At 56.3% G+C, this 14823-nt stretch carries 10 protein-coding genes and 1 pseudogene; 9 read left to right on the forward strand and 2 right to left on the reverse strand.

What is annotated here, in order from left to right; genetic code table 11:
• Positions 1 to 292: 292 nt before the first annotated feature.
• The 3 genes from B2J69_RS21560 (at position 293) to B2J69_RS21570 (ending at position 4988) form a co-directional block, all read left to right on the forward strand.
• A complete protein-coding gene (locus tag B2J69_RS21560) occupies positions 293 to 1585 on the forward strand; it encodes an esterase (RefSeq protein WP_081142208.1) in 1293 nt (430 codons plus the stop codon).
• A gap of 207 nt (positions 1586 to 1792) precedes the next feature.
• A complete protein-coding gene (locus B2J69_RS21565) occupies positions 1793 to 3811 on the forward strand; it encodes a TonB-dependent receptor domain-containing protein (RefSeq protein ID WP_081142211.1) in 2019 nt (672 codons plus the stop codon).
• A 49-nt stretch (positions 3812 to 3860) separates the two neighbouring features.
• Positions 3861 to 4988, forward strand: a complete 1128-nt coding sequence (locus B2J69_RS21570) for a YncE family protein (RefSeq protein WP_094078542.1) — start codon at positions 3861 to 3863, stop codon at positions 4986 to 4988.
• On the opposite strand, the gene B2J69_RS21575 is transcribed toward B2J69_RS21570, so the two are convergent.
• The gene (locus B2J69_RS21575; RefSeq protein ID WP_081142213.1) at positions 4975 to 6333 is read right to left on the reverse strand and encodes an ATP-binding protein; all 1359 of its coding nucleotides are present in this window, start codon (positions 6331 to 6333) and stop codon (positions 4975 to 4977) included. The genes B2J69_RS21570 and B2J69_RS21575 overlap by 14 nt on opposite strands.
• Positions 6333 to 7052: a response regulator transcription factor gene (locus B2J69_RS21580; protein WP_081142215.1), complete on the reverse strand. Its 720-nt coding sequence runs from the start codon at positions 7050 to 7052 to the stop codon at positions 6333 to 6335. Before B2J69_RS21580 ends, B2J69_RS21575 begins: the two co-directional genes overlap by 1 nt.
• 228 nt (positions 7053 to 7280) lie before the next feature.
• On the opposite strand from B2J69_RS21580, the gene B2J69_RS21585 reads away from it, so the two are divergent.
• The 6 genes and pseudogenes from B2J69_RS21585 to B2J69_RS21610 all read left to right on the forward strand — a co-directional run.
• Positions 7281 to 8336 carry a GlxA family transcriptional regulator gene (locus B2J69_RS21585; RefSeq protein ID WP_081142217.1) on the forward strand — a complete coding sequence of 352 codons (1056 nt, stop codon included), beginning with the start codon at positions 7281 to 7283 and terminating at the stop codon, positions 8334 to 8336.
• 231 nt (positions 8337 to 8567) lie between these two features.
• A complete protein-coding gene (gene glyA, locus B2J69_RS21590) occupies positions 8568 to 9869 on the forward strand; it encodes a serine hydroxymethyltransferase (protein WP_081142219.1) in 1302 nt (433 codons plus the stop codon).
• Between the two features lie 40 nt (positions 9870 to 9909).
• Positions 9910 to 11160 (forward strand): sarcosine oxidase subunit beta family protein, encoded by a 1251-nt coding sequence (locus B2J69_RS21595; RefSeq protein ID WP_081142221.1) that lies wholly within the window; start codon positions 9910 to 9912, stop codon positions 11158 to 11160.
• Positions 11161 to 11208: 48 nt separating this feature from the next.
• The gene (locus B2J69_RS21600; RefSeq protein ID WP_081142223.1) at positions 11209 to 11574 is read left to right on the forward strand and encodes a sarcosine oxidase subunit delta; all 366 of its coding nucleotides are present in this window, start codon (positions 11209 to 11211) and stop codon (positions 11572 to 11574) included.
• Complete coding sequence (locus tag B2J69_RS21605) at positions 11571 to 14609, forward strand: sarcosine oxidase subunit alpha family protein (RefSeq protein WP_081142225.1); 3039 nt, start codon at positions 11571 to 11573, stop codon at positions 14607 to 14609. Before B2J69_RS21600 ends, B2J69_RS21605 begins: the two co-directional genes overlap by 4 nt.
• A pseudogene (locus B2J69_RS21610) lies at positions 14602 to 14823 on the forward strand (sarcosine oxidase subunit gamma); the annotation flags it as partial. The gene B2J69_RS21605 and the pseudogene B2J69_RS21610, both read left to right, overlap by 8 nt.

The raw sequence follows: 14823 nt of genomic DNA on the forward strand, positions 1-14823 counted from the left end.
TCAGATGGTTATGAATTGTATTTTAAATGATAATGATTTTCATAATCAATTGATAAATTATGTCGTTCTGCTATTGTACTGCTCAAAAGATGCCAGGTCGTTATTGACGCACTGTTCGTTAATTTGTTACGCGGCTTTATTAAAAGCAAGTGGAAGAAAATATGCCGGTGGGTGAATCTAAACCAGACATAACCCCAAAGTTGCCTGGCAGGATGTTTGATATTATTTCTGGCAGACAAGCAGTTTAAATATTAAGTGACGTTTTAACTATACAAGGTGAGTAGAGTTTCACATGAAAAAAAAAGTATTTCACGGTGTCGCCTTACGGGCGCTTGCAGTTATCTGCTCAACAATCATCACCCATCAGGCCATTGCTGATTTACCGCAGCCAGCCAATGATCCCCATGCTCAGATGCATGACGGCGGCAAGGGCGGAAAACATCAATGGGCGCCGCCGCCGAAACCTTTCGAAGTGTTACCCGATAACAGAGTCGTTTTCACTATTCGCGCGCCGCAGGCATCTAAAGTTGAGGTTCAGGGCGGATGGCCTGGCGGCATCCAGGGTGACAGCCGTGTTGAACTCACCAAAGGTGAAGACGGCACCTGGAGCACGACCGTAGGACCTCTGGCCTCTGACATCTGGCATTATCAGTTTATTGTTGACGGTGTAAAAGCCATGCCGGAATTTGGCCGCAAGTCACCGCAAACCGGCCTGGCAACGGATGAGTTTGCTGTTCCCGGCGCAAATGCCAATGATTTTACCGCGCAATCCGCCGCCAGAGGCAGCGTAACCTATACCTCTGTACCCTTCATGGATAGTCAGAAGCGCTTTACCGTCTATACACCGCCGGGCTATTTTCAGTCGGACGCGCGTTACCCGGTGCTGTATCTGACAATGGGCGGCGCGCATGACGGCTCACGCGCCAATGAAGACGCGTTCGTCTTTAACCTGCTCGACAATATGATTGCCGATAAGCGCATCAAACCGATGATCGTGGTTATTCTCGATCCTGATGCGCCGGGCGGCAGCTCGATGGGTAATTCCAGCTTCCACGGCGGCGGCAATCAGACCTCCGAAAAATATGTCGAGGCAGCCCAGGCTATCGTTGATAATGTTGTTCCGTTCGTGGATAAGTCTTTCCGCACGCAGGCCGATCGCGAGCATCGCGCCATTGGCGGCTTCTCATCGCCAGGCGCACAGGGCTTTATGGCGGGCGCGCGTAACCCAGACCTCTTCGCCTCAATCGGCACCTTCAGCGGAGGCTTCCCGACATGGCCCGGCGTCGGCATGCAGATTGAAAGCAAACTCCACTATCCGCGTTATACCGGGCCCGATCTCAACCGGGTGCCTGATATGAAAAAGCTGGGTGCCTATATTCCGCAGCTTAATGCTCATGCGAATATGAAACTGGTATTTATGAGCGTAGGCAGTGACGAACCGCTGATTCAGACCTTTGAGCTGATGAAAAACTTCCTGAATGAACGCGGTGTAAAATACCACGCTATTGTTGAGCAAGGTGAAATTCACGATTCTCGCAATATCCGGGTCTCGTTACGCAATTTCTTACCGCTCCTGTTTAAATAATCGCTTTATTGATCCGGTATTGATAGTGATAAAGAGTGAGTATCAAAGAGAAGCCTGACAAACTAACGTTGTTATAAAAAATATCAGGCCTGCCCATTCAGGCCTGATAATAATGCCCCATCATTTTATACCGTTCGCAATGATAAGCATTGTTTGGTTATCTATCCGTAATCTGAATGCTTTTAATTAGAAGACGAGAACAACTAAATGCCTATTAAATCCGCACAGGGATCGCCGCGTCTTTCAACATTATCTCTTGTCATTATGGTCTGTTTAATGACAACTAAGGCGGCACACGCTGACGCTCAGTCATCGGATCTATCTTCCACTGCAATAAGCGAGGAAAAGCAGGACACGATGACGGTTACGGCATCGGGTTTCGATGAAGATGTGAATAAAGCTGCTGCGTCAGTCACCGTGATAAGTAATAAAACTATCCACGCTCGCGCTTATTATAATGTCCTGGATGTCTTAAAAGATGTGCCCGGCGTTTATGTGACAGGCGGCGTGGGATCAGAAGAAATCACCATGCGTGGTATGGCCAGCGACTATACGCTATTGCTGGTAGATGGCAAAAAGGTGGATGTACGTGAAAGCGAGGCGGAAACCACCACAACAGGTTATCAGTTCCTGCCGGGCATAGAAGCGATAGATCATATTGAAGTCATTCGTGGCCCGGCATCTTCTCTGTATGGCTCCGACGCCATCGGCGGCGTCATAAATATTATCACCAAACGGGCAAACCGGCGTGCCTGGCATGGGTCGGTTACTGCGGGTACGACGATTCAGGAACACAGCCGCTCCGGTAATATCAGTCAAACCAGCGCGCATGTTGCCGGTCCGCTGATTGAAGACACATTGAGTATGAAAGCGGACGGGACTTTCCAGCAGCGCAATGAAGATGACTATGATGGCGGAGCGGCGAAAAATAAACTTGAAAACGGCTCGTTGGGTTTTACCTGGACGCCTGATATCAACAATATTTTTGATTTCGACGTTTCCAGAGCCATACAGGAAAAGTTAGCGACGCCAAAAACCTCAGGTGGTACGACTAATCACACCTACACCCGTAATAACTACACGCTGAGCCATAAGGGTTATTATGGTGCGCTGGAAACGAACTCCTATGCCCAGATCGAGGACTCGACCAACTCCAGCAGTAATATCACCGGCAGGAACACCACGCTCAACACCATAGAGAAGCTCTATATTGGCGACAGCCACACCTTTTCTTTCGGGGGGAATTTCCTCAATGAGGAAATTAAAGACGCCAATAATGTGATCAAAACAGAAAGCGGCTCGCCTGCCTCCAGTCTGAGCCGTAACAGCTGGGCATTGACTGCCGAGGATCGCTGGAATGTGGTCGATCCCTTTGATCTGGTGCCGTCAATTCGCCTTGATGAAAATGAAAAATATGGCTCTCACGTTACACCCAAGTTATATGGCGTATGGAGTATTAGCCCACAGTGGACGGTGAAAGGCGGGGTTTCCGGCGGCTATAAAAACCCGACATTAAGAGAGTCTGCCTCAAACTGGGCTGATTCGGCAGGTTCTGGACAAAGGGACGGCGTCAGTATTGGTAACCCGGATCTCAAGCCCGAGACCAGTACCAACTACGAGCTGTCGCTTAACTGGGACGGCGAGGGGATGAAAGCCGGCGTGACGGGCTTTTACAGTAAATTCCACAACAAAATCGAACTGGAAACGCTCTGTACAGGCGATGCGGGCAGCTATGCATGCAGCTATAACGGCGAAAAATATGACTTTGTCTCCTCCTATTACAACGTCAGTAAAGCGATGATGCGCGGCATCGAATCGACTTTTTCCTGGGATATCTTAAGCAACCTGCATCTGAACACGTCCTACACCTATACCGAAACCAAACAGCTTTCTGGCGAATACGCCGGTCAGCCGCTTAATCAGCAGCCTAAGCACCTGATTAGCGCGCGGATGGATTATGATTTCACTCATGACATTAGCCCGTGGCTGCGCGTTTATTATCGTGGCAAAACCTCTGAACATTATGCCGGCAATTCCCGTTCATCAATGACGGAAGGTTATCCTTCCTACTCGCTGGTTGATTTAGGCGTAAATTTCAGCCTGACGCCGAAAGTGAAACTCAATACCAGTGTCTCTAACCTGTTTGATAAATATATCGACAGTGATACCTATGGCGGCAACGTGGATGGCCGACGTTATAACGTCAGCCTGACATATAACTTCTGATCACCCGGACGCCTGGCAAAACGTCAGGCGTTCAGTAAGAGGCGAAATAATGAAAAAATCGATGTATACCCGTTTTCCGGCAAAAACCGTGCTGGCATTACTGTTGAGCAGCGTGGCAATATCTGGCTTCGCTGAGAGCAACCTTATCAGAAAGCCCGTTGCCGTTGGGGCCTATGAAATGGTTTATGATCAGGGCCACCATTCACTCTTTATTGCCACCACGCAAAACCGAAATGAAGAGGGCGGCGTGGTGTATGAACTTGACGCGAAAACCCTTGAGGTGATAAAGGCAATTAAAACCGCGCAAAAACCTTTTGGTGCCGCCATTAATAACCGAACCCATACTGCCTATTTTGGCGGCAGCATTGATGGCTCGCTTATTGCTGTCGATATGGATAGCGGTAAAGTGAAGAACACGCTGACGCTGGTTCCCCAGTCACACGCCAGGGAAAAGGCAGCAGGCGAACATGCCGTGCTCGCTGGCAAAAAGGGCGCGGATGAGATGAAGAAGCGCGACGACCACAGGCCGCCTGCGCCCCGTGAACTGACCGTCGATGAGCAAACCAACACGGTCTACGTCAGCGGCGTCAACCGAGACGACAGCGTACTCTGGATCGTTGATGGCGATTCGCTGACTCTAAAGAGCACGCTGCACGGTTTGGGCAAACTGAACACGGGGCTGGCGCTGGACAGCAGCAGCCACCGTCTCTATACCAGCAATGCGGACGGCGAATTTATCACCTTTGATACCCAGGCCGGAAAAATCCTTTCCCGAACAAAGATTGTTGATGACGGGCAGGAGCATTTATTGATGAATATCGCCCTGGATAAAAAAGGACACAGGGCGTTTATTGCCGATAATAAAGCGGCAACGCTGCTGGTTGTTAATACGGATAATGGCAAGGTGACGCATCGCATTAATGCGCCTGAATCGCTCAGCGTTCTTTTCAACCCGCAGCGTAATGAAATTTATGCCGCGCACCGTAATGCGGGTGGCGTGAGCATCATTGACGGTAATAGTTATAAACTGTTGAATACCATTCAGTTACCCGTTCATCCAAACAGCCTGGCGCTGGCGCCGCAGGAAAATGCGCTGTTTGTCAGCGTTAAGCAGGAAGCCGGTCACGGCAAACCGGCCAGCGCGCCTGATGATATTGTACGTATCAGCCTGAATTAAGCATGATAGCGCCCGTTCCGTTTTCTGCTGCAGCGGGCGCTATCTGTTTGGGCAACGCGATTCTGGCAATCAGGCCAGAAGGTTCGGCATTGATTAACTCGAATGTGCCGCCATGCAGTTTGATGATCTCATTGACGATCGACAGACCTAAACCGGCGCTGCCTTTTCTTTCACCGCGGGCAATATCCAGACGGAAAAACGGTTCCTTTACCTTTTCCAGCATCTCTTCAGAAATGCCGGGGCCATCATCCTGAATCATAATCACCACCTGCTCCGCATCCTGTGAAGCGTGCAGGCAGATCTGATCGCCATGAGCCGCAGCATTATCGATGAGATTAGTCAGCACGCGCTGTAAAGCATCCGGCTTGCAAAAAACCGTTAGCGCCGCCGTGCCGCTATAGCGTATTGCGACGCCGGCATCTTCATATTCATCACACAGCGTGCTCATCAGGGCATCGAGATCGACCCACTCAGCCTGTTCTCCATCAGAGCCGGTGCGGATAAAAGAGAGCGCGGTGCCGATAAGCTTGTTCATCAGGTCGATCTCTTTCACTAATTTCTCGCGGGCGGGCTGCGGCAATGCGGTATCCACGTAAAGGCGCATGCGGGTCAAGGGCGTGCGAAGATCGTGGCTGATGGCGGCGAGCATCTGGTTACGGCTTTGCATGTAATGGGCGATCCTTTCCTGCATCAGATTAAAGGTCCGCGCCACTCGCCTGATTTCGAGCGGGCCTTCCTCGGTGATCGGCATCACCGTCATATCGCGGCTGAACAGGTCCGTTTTTTCCGACAGCTTGCGCAGCGGGCTGATAATACGTGCAATAGCCCAGACTGACATCACAGCAATGCCGGTTAATAAAAATAACAGCGCGCAAAAGGTTGGAAAGGTGAAGCGGGTTGGCTCTCTGCCGATATTGGCTATTCGCGCTTCAAGATAATTGCCGCCCATTTTTATAATGACCTGTATATCTTTACGGGGGTCCTGATCGTTACAGGCATAGACTTCAACCCGGCTTTTGCCCTCAAGTTCATAGGAGAGGGTGCGGGTCAAATCCCAGGTATTAAAGGTCTGCTTTTTGCACCGCTGAAGCTGTGAGGTCCACCGGAAGGCGATCCCATCGGCACGCTGGGCAGCATGCAGAATCGCGTCTCGATGCGCGGGCTGGGTCTCCTGAAGAATTTTTACCAGGCTGCCGACCCGGTAGGTGGTCTGCCAGGGCCACGGAGGACCAGGCGGGCCTTTAGGCACAAACAGCAGGGTACAGAGCACAAAAAAGGTAATGATGGTCGAGCAGGAAATGATGATCAGAATATGGCCGAGCGTGGTCGAAAAAAACTGGCGCATCAGAGGCTCCGCACGGTTGGCCGAAACATATACCCATTGCTTCTGAAAGTCTGGATGCACTCCTCATCCACATCGGCGCTGATGAGTTTCCTGCGTAAACGGCTGACCAGTAGATCGACAGAACGCATTGACGTCGCAGAAGCGTCGCCACGCGTCAGCTCTATGAGATCCTCACGCGACAGGACTTTTTTTTCGTTCTGACAGAGCACCAGTAAAAGATCGGCTTCTCCAGCCGTGAGTGTTTTCCGAACATTATCGGGACCACGGATATAACGCCTCAGCGGATAAAAGGTGAAGCCTGAAAATTTCAACACCAGTTCGCCAGCAGCAGATTCAGTAGGAGAGGGCAGATGATGAAAGCGTCGCAGCACGGCGCGTATGCGTGCAAGCAATACGTTCAAATCAAAGGGCTTTGCAACATAATCATCTGCGCCCAGTTCCAGACCGACCACGCTGTCTACCGGGTCGCCAAGCGCAGTCACCATGATAACCGGAATGTTTTGGGTGGCGCGAAGCCGCTGGAAAAAGCTCAGGCCACTTTCGGCAGGCAACATCAGGTCCAGTAGAATAAGCGCCGCGCTGTTTTGCCTGAGCCATGCATGGGCTGACTCAGCCGACTCGCAAACCGCTGGCGTATAGCCTTTGGCGCGCAAAAAAGTAGCCAGAGAACAACTGATATCAGGGTCGTCCTCAATGATTAAGATACTGGCATCGGTCATTTTAGGCAGTCATTTGACGTTAACGGAGATTTCAACGAGGCCTGATTTTATCATAACTTGATAATGATAGTTATTTACATTTGGCTGCGGCGCGCATGTCAGCCTCTTGCAACAGGCGTTTGTTAGGCCGAATTGTCGTTGTGATTTTATTAGCGTATCGAGTATGTTCAGACGTCTTGCTTTTTTGCGTAGTTCACGGGTTAATGTCCACAGGATCAGGAAGGTAATATGGCGGCTACCCTGCCCGGAAAATCAACCTCAGGCCGTCCTTTATCGGTGGGGTTTGTGCTGCTTAACCGGTTCACGCTGCTGCCCTTCGCCGCCTTTGTCGATTGTCTGCGGCTCGCCGCCGACGAGGGCGATCGCAGCCGCCAGCTGCGCTGTAGCTGGACATTTATGTCCTGCGACGGCGAGGAGGCGATTTCCAGCTGCGGCGCGGCGATTTCACCCTGCGAAGCGTTGAAAAACCCGGAGAGCTTCGACTACATCGTGGTGATCGGTGGCGTGCAGGATGAGCAGGATAAAACCGATCGCCGCGCGCTGGACTATATCCGCCTGGCGGCGCAGTTCGGCACGCCGCTGGTAGGGCTCTGCACCGGGGTATTCGCCCTGATCCAGGCCGGCGTGATGAAAGGCAAACAGTGCTGCGTCAGCTGGTATCACCACGGCGATTTGCAGCGTCGCTTTCCCGATATCACGCCGGTTGCCGACCGCATTTTTGTTGATGAAGGCGCGCTGATTACCTGCGCCGGCGGCGTGGCGGCAGCAGACGTGGCGGCCTACCTGATTGAGCGCCATCTCGGCCGCGCCTGGGCGATTAAAAGCCTGCATATCATGCTGATTGATGAAGCGCGAGCCACCAGTCATCCTCAGCCGCAGCCGGTAATCTTTGAAAAAATTACCGATCGGCTGGTGCGCAGCGCGGTGGATATTATCTCCCAGCATATGGGGGAGGTGGTGTCGGCTGAGCAGCTGGCGCAGCGGCTGAACACCTCGCGGCGTAATATCGAACGGAAATTTCAGGAAGAGCTGGGCATCAGCCCGCAGCGCTTCGCCCGGGATTTACGTTTGCGCTACGGCCTGTGGCTGCTGCTCTACACCCCAAAAAGCGTTACTGAAATCGGCGAACGCTGCGGCTTTTCCGACGCGGCGCATTTCTCCCGTCACTTTCGCGACGCCTTCGGCTACCCCCCGTCCGTCGCGCGTAAACAGATCGATCGTCAGCAGCAACCCCATGTGGATCCATTCTTTATTCATATCGATAGCCGTATTGCAGGCTATTGATCTTTTTGGTTGATTCAGCAGGTGCCGCTCTGTTCATCATTTTTCCTTATTTATACGTGAGCAGGTTCAAATAACTGCGCACAGATTATTTTTTTTAAGCGATTGTTTTTAAAAGATTGTCGCGAAATTGTCATGTTTGTTGTCGCAAACCTTCAAGCTTTTTGCTGCCCCATTTAAGTAGTGTGAAACGGTACTTAATTCAACAGCAGAGTGTGTTTCGAGGGTGAAGCGATGAATGCAAATGATTTGAACAGTACGGATCCGCAACTCTTTTCCGCCGTGGTGGAAGAGCTGGTGCGTCAGGAAACCCATATCGAACTGATTGCATCGGAAAATTACGCCAGCAATCAGGTTATGTCCCTCCAGGGCAGCCAGCTCACCAACAAATACGCAGAGGGCTACCCCGGCAAGCGCTACTACGGCGGCTGCGAGCATGTCGACACCATTGAGCGTTTAGCCATCGAACGCGCCTGCCTGTTATTCGGCGCCGATTACGCAAACGTGCAGCCGCACTCCGGCGCCCAGGCCAACGCGGCGGTCTTTATGGCGCTGATTAAGCCGGGCGACACTATTCTGGGCATGAGCCTGGCGCACGGCGGCCATTTGACCCACGGCGCCGCGCCGAACGTCTCCGGCAAACACTACCATGCGGTGCAGTACGGTCTGAACATAGAGACCGGCGAGATCGACTATCAGGAGGTGGAGCGTCTGGCGCAGGCGCACCAGCCAAAACTGATCGTGGCCGGTTTCTCCGCCTATTCGCGCATTGTTGACTGGAAGCGTTTCCGCGACATCGCCGACAGCGTCGGCGCCTGGCTGATGGTGGATATGGCGCACGTCGCCGGACTGGTCGCCGCCCGCTGCTACCCCAGCCCGCTGCCGCACGCGCACGTGGTCACCACCACCACGCACAAAACCCTGCGCGGCCCGCGCGGCGGTTTGATCCTCTCCGCGCTGAGCGACGAGACGCTGTACAAAAAACTCAACGCCGCCGTTTTCCCTGGCCAGCAGGGCGGCCCGCTGATGCATGTTATCGCCGCCAAAGCGATGGCCTTCCGCGAGGCGATGGAGCAGGACTTTATTCACTATCAGGCGAAGGTGATCGACAACGCCAAAACCATGGCCCGCGTCTTTATCAGGCGCGGCTACGATATCGTCTCCGGCGGCACCGACAACCATCTGTTTCTGGTTTCGCTGATTCGCCAGGGCCTTACCGGCAAGGCCGCCGATGCGGCGCTGGGCCGCGCCCATATCACCGTCAACAAAAACAGCGTGCCTGACGATCCGCAAAGCCCCTTCGTTACCTCGGGGCTGCGCATCGGCACGCCGGCCGTGACCACGCGCGGCTTCGGCGAGAAAGAGTGCGAAACCCTGGCTGGCTGGATCTGCGACATCCTCGACGTGCTGGCGAAAAACGAAAACAGCGACAACATCGAGGCCTGGGTGCGTTTCAACGTGTCGGAGCTGTGCGCCCGGCATCCGGTCTATGGCGATCACGCCCAGCATCCCGCAGCGCAGAAGGCGATTGCCTGACCACTCTCCCGGCGCAAGCCGGGACATTAAGGAGACGAGTATGCAACGTTTTTCGGGATTCGGGCTGCTTAGCCACGGACTCAGCTATCACGAAAACTGGCAAAAGATGTGGCGTAATCCGACGCCGAAAAAAGCCTACGACGTGATCATTATCGGCGGCGGCGGCCACGGTCTCGGCACCGCCTACTACCTGGCGAAGACCTTTGGCATTCGCAACGTCGCGGTGATTGAAAAAGGGTGGCTGGGCGGCGGCAATACGGCGCGCAACACCACCATTGTGCGCTCAAACTACCTGTGGGATGAGGCGGCGGCGCTGTTTGAGCACTCGATGAAGCTATGGGAAGGGCTGACGCAGGAGCTGAACTACAACGTGATGTTCTCGCAGCGCGGCGTGCTTAACCTCGGCCATACGCTACAGGATATGCGCGATATTCAGCGCCGCGTTAATGCTAACCGCCTGAACGGTATCGATGGCGAGGTGCTGGACGCGCGCGGCGTGCAGGCGCTGGAGCCGCTGCTCGACTGTTCGATGCGCGCGCGCTTCCCGATCATGGGGGCTTCCTGGCAGCCGCGCGGCGGCGTGGCGCGTCACGATGCGGTGGCCTGGGGCTTCGCGCGCGGCGCCGATGCGCATGGCGTCGATATATTGCAGCAGACCGAAGTAACCGGAATGCTGATCCGCGACGGACAGATTTACGGCGTGCGTACCAGCCGCGGCGATATCGAAGCGAAAACCGTTGGCTGCGTGGTAGCGGGCAACTCCGGCGTGCTGGCGAAAATGGCGGGCATCCGACTGCCGCTCGAATCGCATCCGCTGCAGGCGCTGGTCTCCGAGCCGCTGAAGCCGGTGGTGAATACCGTAGTGATGTCCAACCACGTGCATGGCTATATCAGCCAGTCCGATAAGGGCGATCTGGTGATTGGCGCCGGCATCGACGGCTACACCGGCTACGGCCAGCGCGGCAGTTATCCGGTAATCGAACACACGCTGCAGGCCATCGTGGAGATGTTCCCTGCTTTTTCCCGCGTGCGCATGAACCGGCAGTGGGGCGGCATCGTCGATACCACGCCGGACGCCAGCCCGATCATCTCGAAAACCAGCGTTAACGGCCTCTATTTCAACTGCGGCTGGGGCACAGGCGGCTTTAAGGAGACGCCGGGATCGGCGCACGTTTTCGCCGCCAGCCTGGCGAAGCGTGAAATGCATCCGCTGGCCGCACCGTTCTCAATCGACCGTTTTCATACTGGCGCGCTGGTGGACGAGCACGGCGCGGCGGCGGTCGCACACTGACAGAAAGACAGCCAGCAGGCAGCCGACGCGCCTGCACAGGGGGTAGCTATGTTTCATATTTATTGTCCATGGTGCCAGGAGCACCGGGAAGAAGAAGAGTTTCATGCCAAAGGGCCCGCGCATCTGGCGCGCCCAGCGGATCCCGACGCCTGCAGCGACGAAAGCTGGGGCGAGTATCTTTTTTTCCGCGACAACCCGCGCGGCGTCTATCACGAGCTGTGGGTGCACGCGGTGGGCTGCCGCAAGTTTTTCAACATCACGCGCAACACGCTGACCTATGAAATCCTTGAAACCTACAAAATCGGCGAGCAGCCCGGCAAACGCGGCGACGCTGAGGTCGTCACGCTGCCGGTTCGCCATGAGGCGCGCGAGCCTGAAGTCAGCGTTAAAGTGCAGGCGGGAGGCGCAGGATGAAACAGACCAATCGTCTCAGCCGCGGCGGACGCATCGACCGATCGCAGCCGGTTACCTTCAGGTTCAACGGCAGAACGCTGCAGGGATTTATCGGCGATACGCTCGCCTCCGCGCTGCTCGCCAACGGCGTGGATGTGGTGAACCGCAGTTTTAAATATGCTCGCCCGCGCGGCATTGTCGCCGCCGGCGCGGAAGAACCGAACGCCGTGGTGCAGCTGGGTGGCGCGGAGCAGGAGCAGATCCCCAACGTGCGCGCCACGCAGCAGGCGCTATACCAGGGGCTTGAGGCGCGCAGCACCAACGGCTGGCCGAACGTCGATCGCGATCTGATGGGCGTGGTGGGCAAGGTGGGCGGGCGTTTTATGCCGCCGGGCTTCTACTACAAGACCTTTAAACAGCCCGCGTCGATGTGGAAAACCTACGAGAAATATATTCGTAAAGGCGCGGGGCTGGGACGCAGCCCCACAATGCCCGACGCGGATATCTACGATCATATGAATCAGCACTGCGATGTGCTGGTGATCGGCGCGGGTCCAGCCGGGCTGGCGGCGGCGCTGGCGGCCGGACGCAGCGGGGTGCGGGTGATAGTGGTGGACGAGCAGGAGGAGATGGGCGGCAGCCTGCTCGACAGCGTGGAAACGCTGGACGGAAAAAACGCGGCGGCGTGGGTCGGCCAGGCGCTGAGCCAGCTTCAGCAGATGGATAACGTGCAGCTGCTGCCTAAAACCACCGCCAATGGCTATCACGACCATAATTTCGTTACCCTGCTCGAGCGCCGCACCGATCACCTCGCCATTACCGCGCCGTTGAAAAACAACCAGCGCCAGGCGCGTCAGCGCATGCATCGTGTGCGAACCAAACGGGTGGTGCTGGCGACCGGGGCGCACGAGCGGCCGCTGGTCTACAGCGGCAACGATATCCCTGGCAACTTCCTCGCGGGCGCGGTGACCACCTATATTCAGCGCTACGGCGTCGTGCCCGGCAGCAGCCTGGTGCTCTCCACCAGCAATGACGACGGCTATCGCGCCGCGCTGGCGTGGCTGGAGAGCGGGCGTGACGTGGTGGCGATTGCCGACGCGCGTTCGGCGCCCGAGGGCGATCTGGTTAAGCTGGCGCGGCAGAAGGGCATTCGCATTATTACCGGCAGCGCGGTCATCGAGGCGAAGGGCGCGGCGCGGGTGCGCAGCGTGCTGATAGCGCCTGTCGATATTGAACGTTTTGAGGTCACGGGGGAAGCCAGCCGTTTCAGCTGCGACACCGTTGCCAGCTCAGGCGGTTTCAGCCCGGTTATCCATCTGGCGTCACACACCGGCGCACGGCCCGTCTGGCGTGACGATATTCTCGGCTTCGCGCCTTCGCCGGTGAAAGGCGTGCTGTTCGCCGGCGGCGTGCTGGGCATCTATAGCCTGCCGGCGGTGCTGAGCAGCGGCAAAGAGGCGGGCATGCGCGCCGCAGCGGAAGCAGGCGGCGATGCCGTTGAGATTACGCTGCCGAAGGCGCGCGCCCGCGTTGACGGCCCGGCCATCGCGCTCTATCAGGTGCCGCACAGCAAAACCACGCTGCGCGCCCCTCAGCAGTTTGTGGATTTGCAAAACGACGTGACCGCCGCCTCGATTGAAGTGGCGACGCGCGAAGGCTTTGAATCTATTGAGCATATCAAACGTTACACTGTCATGGGCTTCGGCACCGATCAGGGCAAACTCGGCAATATCAACGGGCTGGCCATCGCAGCACGGGTATTGCAGCGCAGCATTCCTGAGGTCGGCACCACGGTGTTCCGCCCGAACTATACGCCTGTCACCTTTGGCGCCATCGTGGGTCGCCACTGCGGCGCGCTGTTTCAGCCGGAGCGTTACACCGCGCTGCATCAGTGGCACGTCGAGCAGGGCGCCACGTTTGAGGATGTCGGGCAGTGGAAGCGCCCCTGGTATTTTCCGCAGCGTATCGGCGGCCAGCTGGAGACGCTGCATCAGGCGGTAGTGCGCGAGTGCCGCGCGGTGCGCGAAGGCGTCGGCGTGCTGGATGCCTCTACCCTGGGCAAGATTGACATTCAAGGGCCGGACGCGCGTGAGTTTCTGGAGCGCGTCTACACCAACAAATGGGCGAAGCTGCCGCCAGGCCGCGTGCGCTACGGGCTGATGTGCCGCGACGACGGTATGGTCTTCGACGACGGCACCACCAGCTGTCTGGCGCAGGATCACTTCCTGATGACTACCAGCACCGGCAACGCGGCCACCGTGCTGGAGTGGCTGGAGCTGTGGCATCAGACCGAGTGGCCCGATCTCAGGGTCTATTTCAACTCGGTGACCGACCACTGGGCGACCATTACGCTGAGCGGCCCGAAGTCGCGCCAGCTGCTGGCGGAGTGCTGCGATATCGATCTGGATCGCGACGCCTTTAAATTTATGGACTGGAAGGCGGGCCAGGTGGCTGGCGTGCCGGCACGGGTTTTCCGCATCTCCTTTACCGGCGAGCTGAGCTACGAGGTCAACGTGCAGGCTAACTACGCCCTGCACGTCTGGCGCACGCTGTTTGAACACGGCAAAAGATACCACCTGACGCCCTACGGCACGGAAACGATGCACGTTCTGCGCGCCGAAAAAGGCTTCATTATCGGCGGTCAGGATACGGACGGCTCCATGACGCCGCACGATCTCGGCATGGAGTGGTGCGTGGCCAATGACAAACCCTTTGCATGGATCGGCAAACGCTCGCACAGCCGCGCCGACGTGCTGCGCGAAGATCGCAAACAGCTGGTGGGCCTGCTGCCGACCGATCCGCGCGTGGTGCTGGAAGAGGGGGCGCAGGTGGTCTTCGACCCGCATCATGCGGTGCCCGTTCCGATGTCTGGCCATGTGACCTCAAGCTATTACAGCCCCACGCTCGACAGCGGCTTTGCGCTGGCGGTGGTAACGCGCGGCCATCATCGCATGGGCGAAACCGTCTTCCTCGCCAGCTCTGACGGCAACTTCACCGAGGCCAAAATCGTCAGCTCGATCTTCGTCGATCCCAAAGGAGAGCGCCAAAATGTCTGATTCCGTGAGTCTGTTTAACACCCAACCCGCGGCCAGCGTCAGCGAGGCGTCGCCGCTGGTCTGGTCATTCCAGCAAAGGGGCAGGCCGCAGCCAGGGGCTCACCACGGCGTGACGCTGCGCGAGCGTGCCGGTCTGGGGCATCTGACGCTGCGCGGCGGCGCTATCGCGCTGGACAAGGCGCTGCGTGCCACGCTGGGGATCTCGTATGCCGTC

It is taken from the genome of Pantoea latae (genome assembly GCF_002077695.1).
Lineage (GTDB): Bacteria > Pseudomonadota > Gammaproteobacteria > Enterobacterales > Enterobacteriaceae > Pantoea > Pantoea latae.

Coding starts and splice junctions, on each gene's coding strand:
- B2J69_RS21560 (WP_081142208.1), top strand. CDS start 293: ATGAAAAAAAAAGTATTTCACGGTGTCGCCTTACGGGCGCTTGCAGTT.
- B2J69_RS21565 (WP_081142211.1), top strand. CDS start 1,793: ATGCCTATTAAATCCGCACAGGGATCGCCGCGTCTTTCAACATTATCT.
- B2J69_RS21570 (WP_094078542.1), top strand. CDS start 3,861: ATGAAAAAATCGATGTATACCCGTTTTCCGGCAAAAACCGTGCTGGCA.
- B2J69_RS21575 (WP_081142213.1), bottom strand. CDS start 6,333: ATGCGCCAGTTTTTTTCGACCACGCTCGGCCATATTCTGATCATCATT.
- B2J69_RS21580 (WP_081142215.1), bottom strand. CDS start 7,052: ATGACCGATGCCAGTATCTTAATCATTGAGGACGACCCTGATATCAGT.
- B2J69_RS21585 (WP_081142217.1), top strand. CDS start 7,281: ATGGCGGCTACCCTGCCCGGAAAATCAACCTCAGGCCGTCCTTTATCG.
- glyA (WP_081142219.1), top strand. CDS start 8,568: ATGAATGCAAATGATTTGAACAGTACGGATCCGCAACTCTTTTCCGCC.
- B2J69_RS21595 (WP_081142221.1), top strand. CDS start 9,910: ATGCAACGTTTTTCGGGATTCGGGCTGCTTAGCCACGGACTCAGCTAT.
- B2J69_RS21600 (WP_081142223.1), top strand. CDS start 11,209: ATGTTTCATATTTATTGTCCATGGTGCCAGGAGCACCGGGAAGAAGAA.
- B2J69_RS21605 (WP_081142225.1), top strand. CDS start 11,571: ATGAAACAGACCAATCGTCTCAGCCGCGGCGGACGCATCGACCGATCG.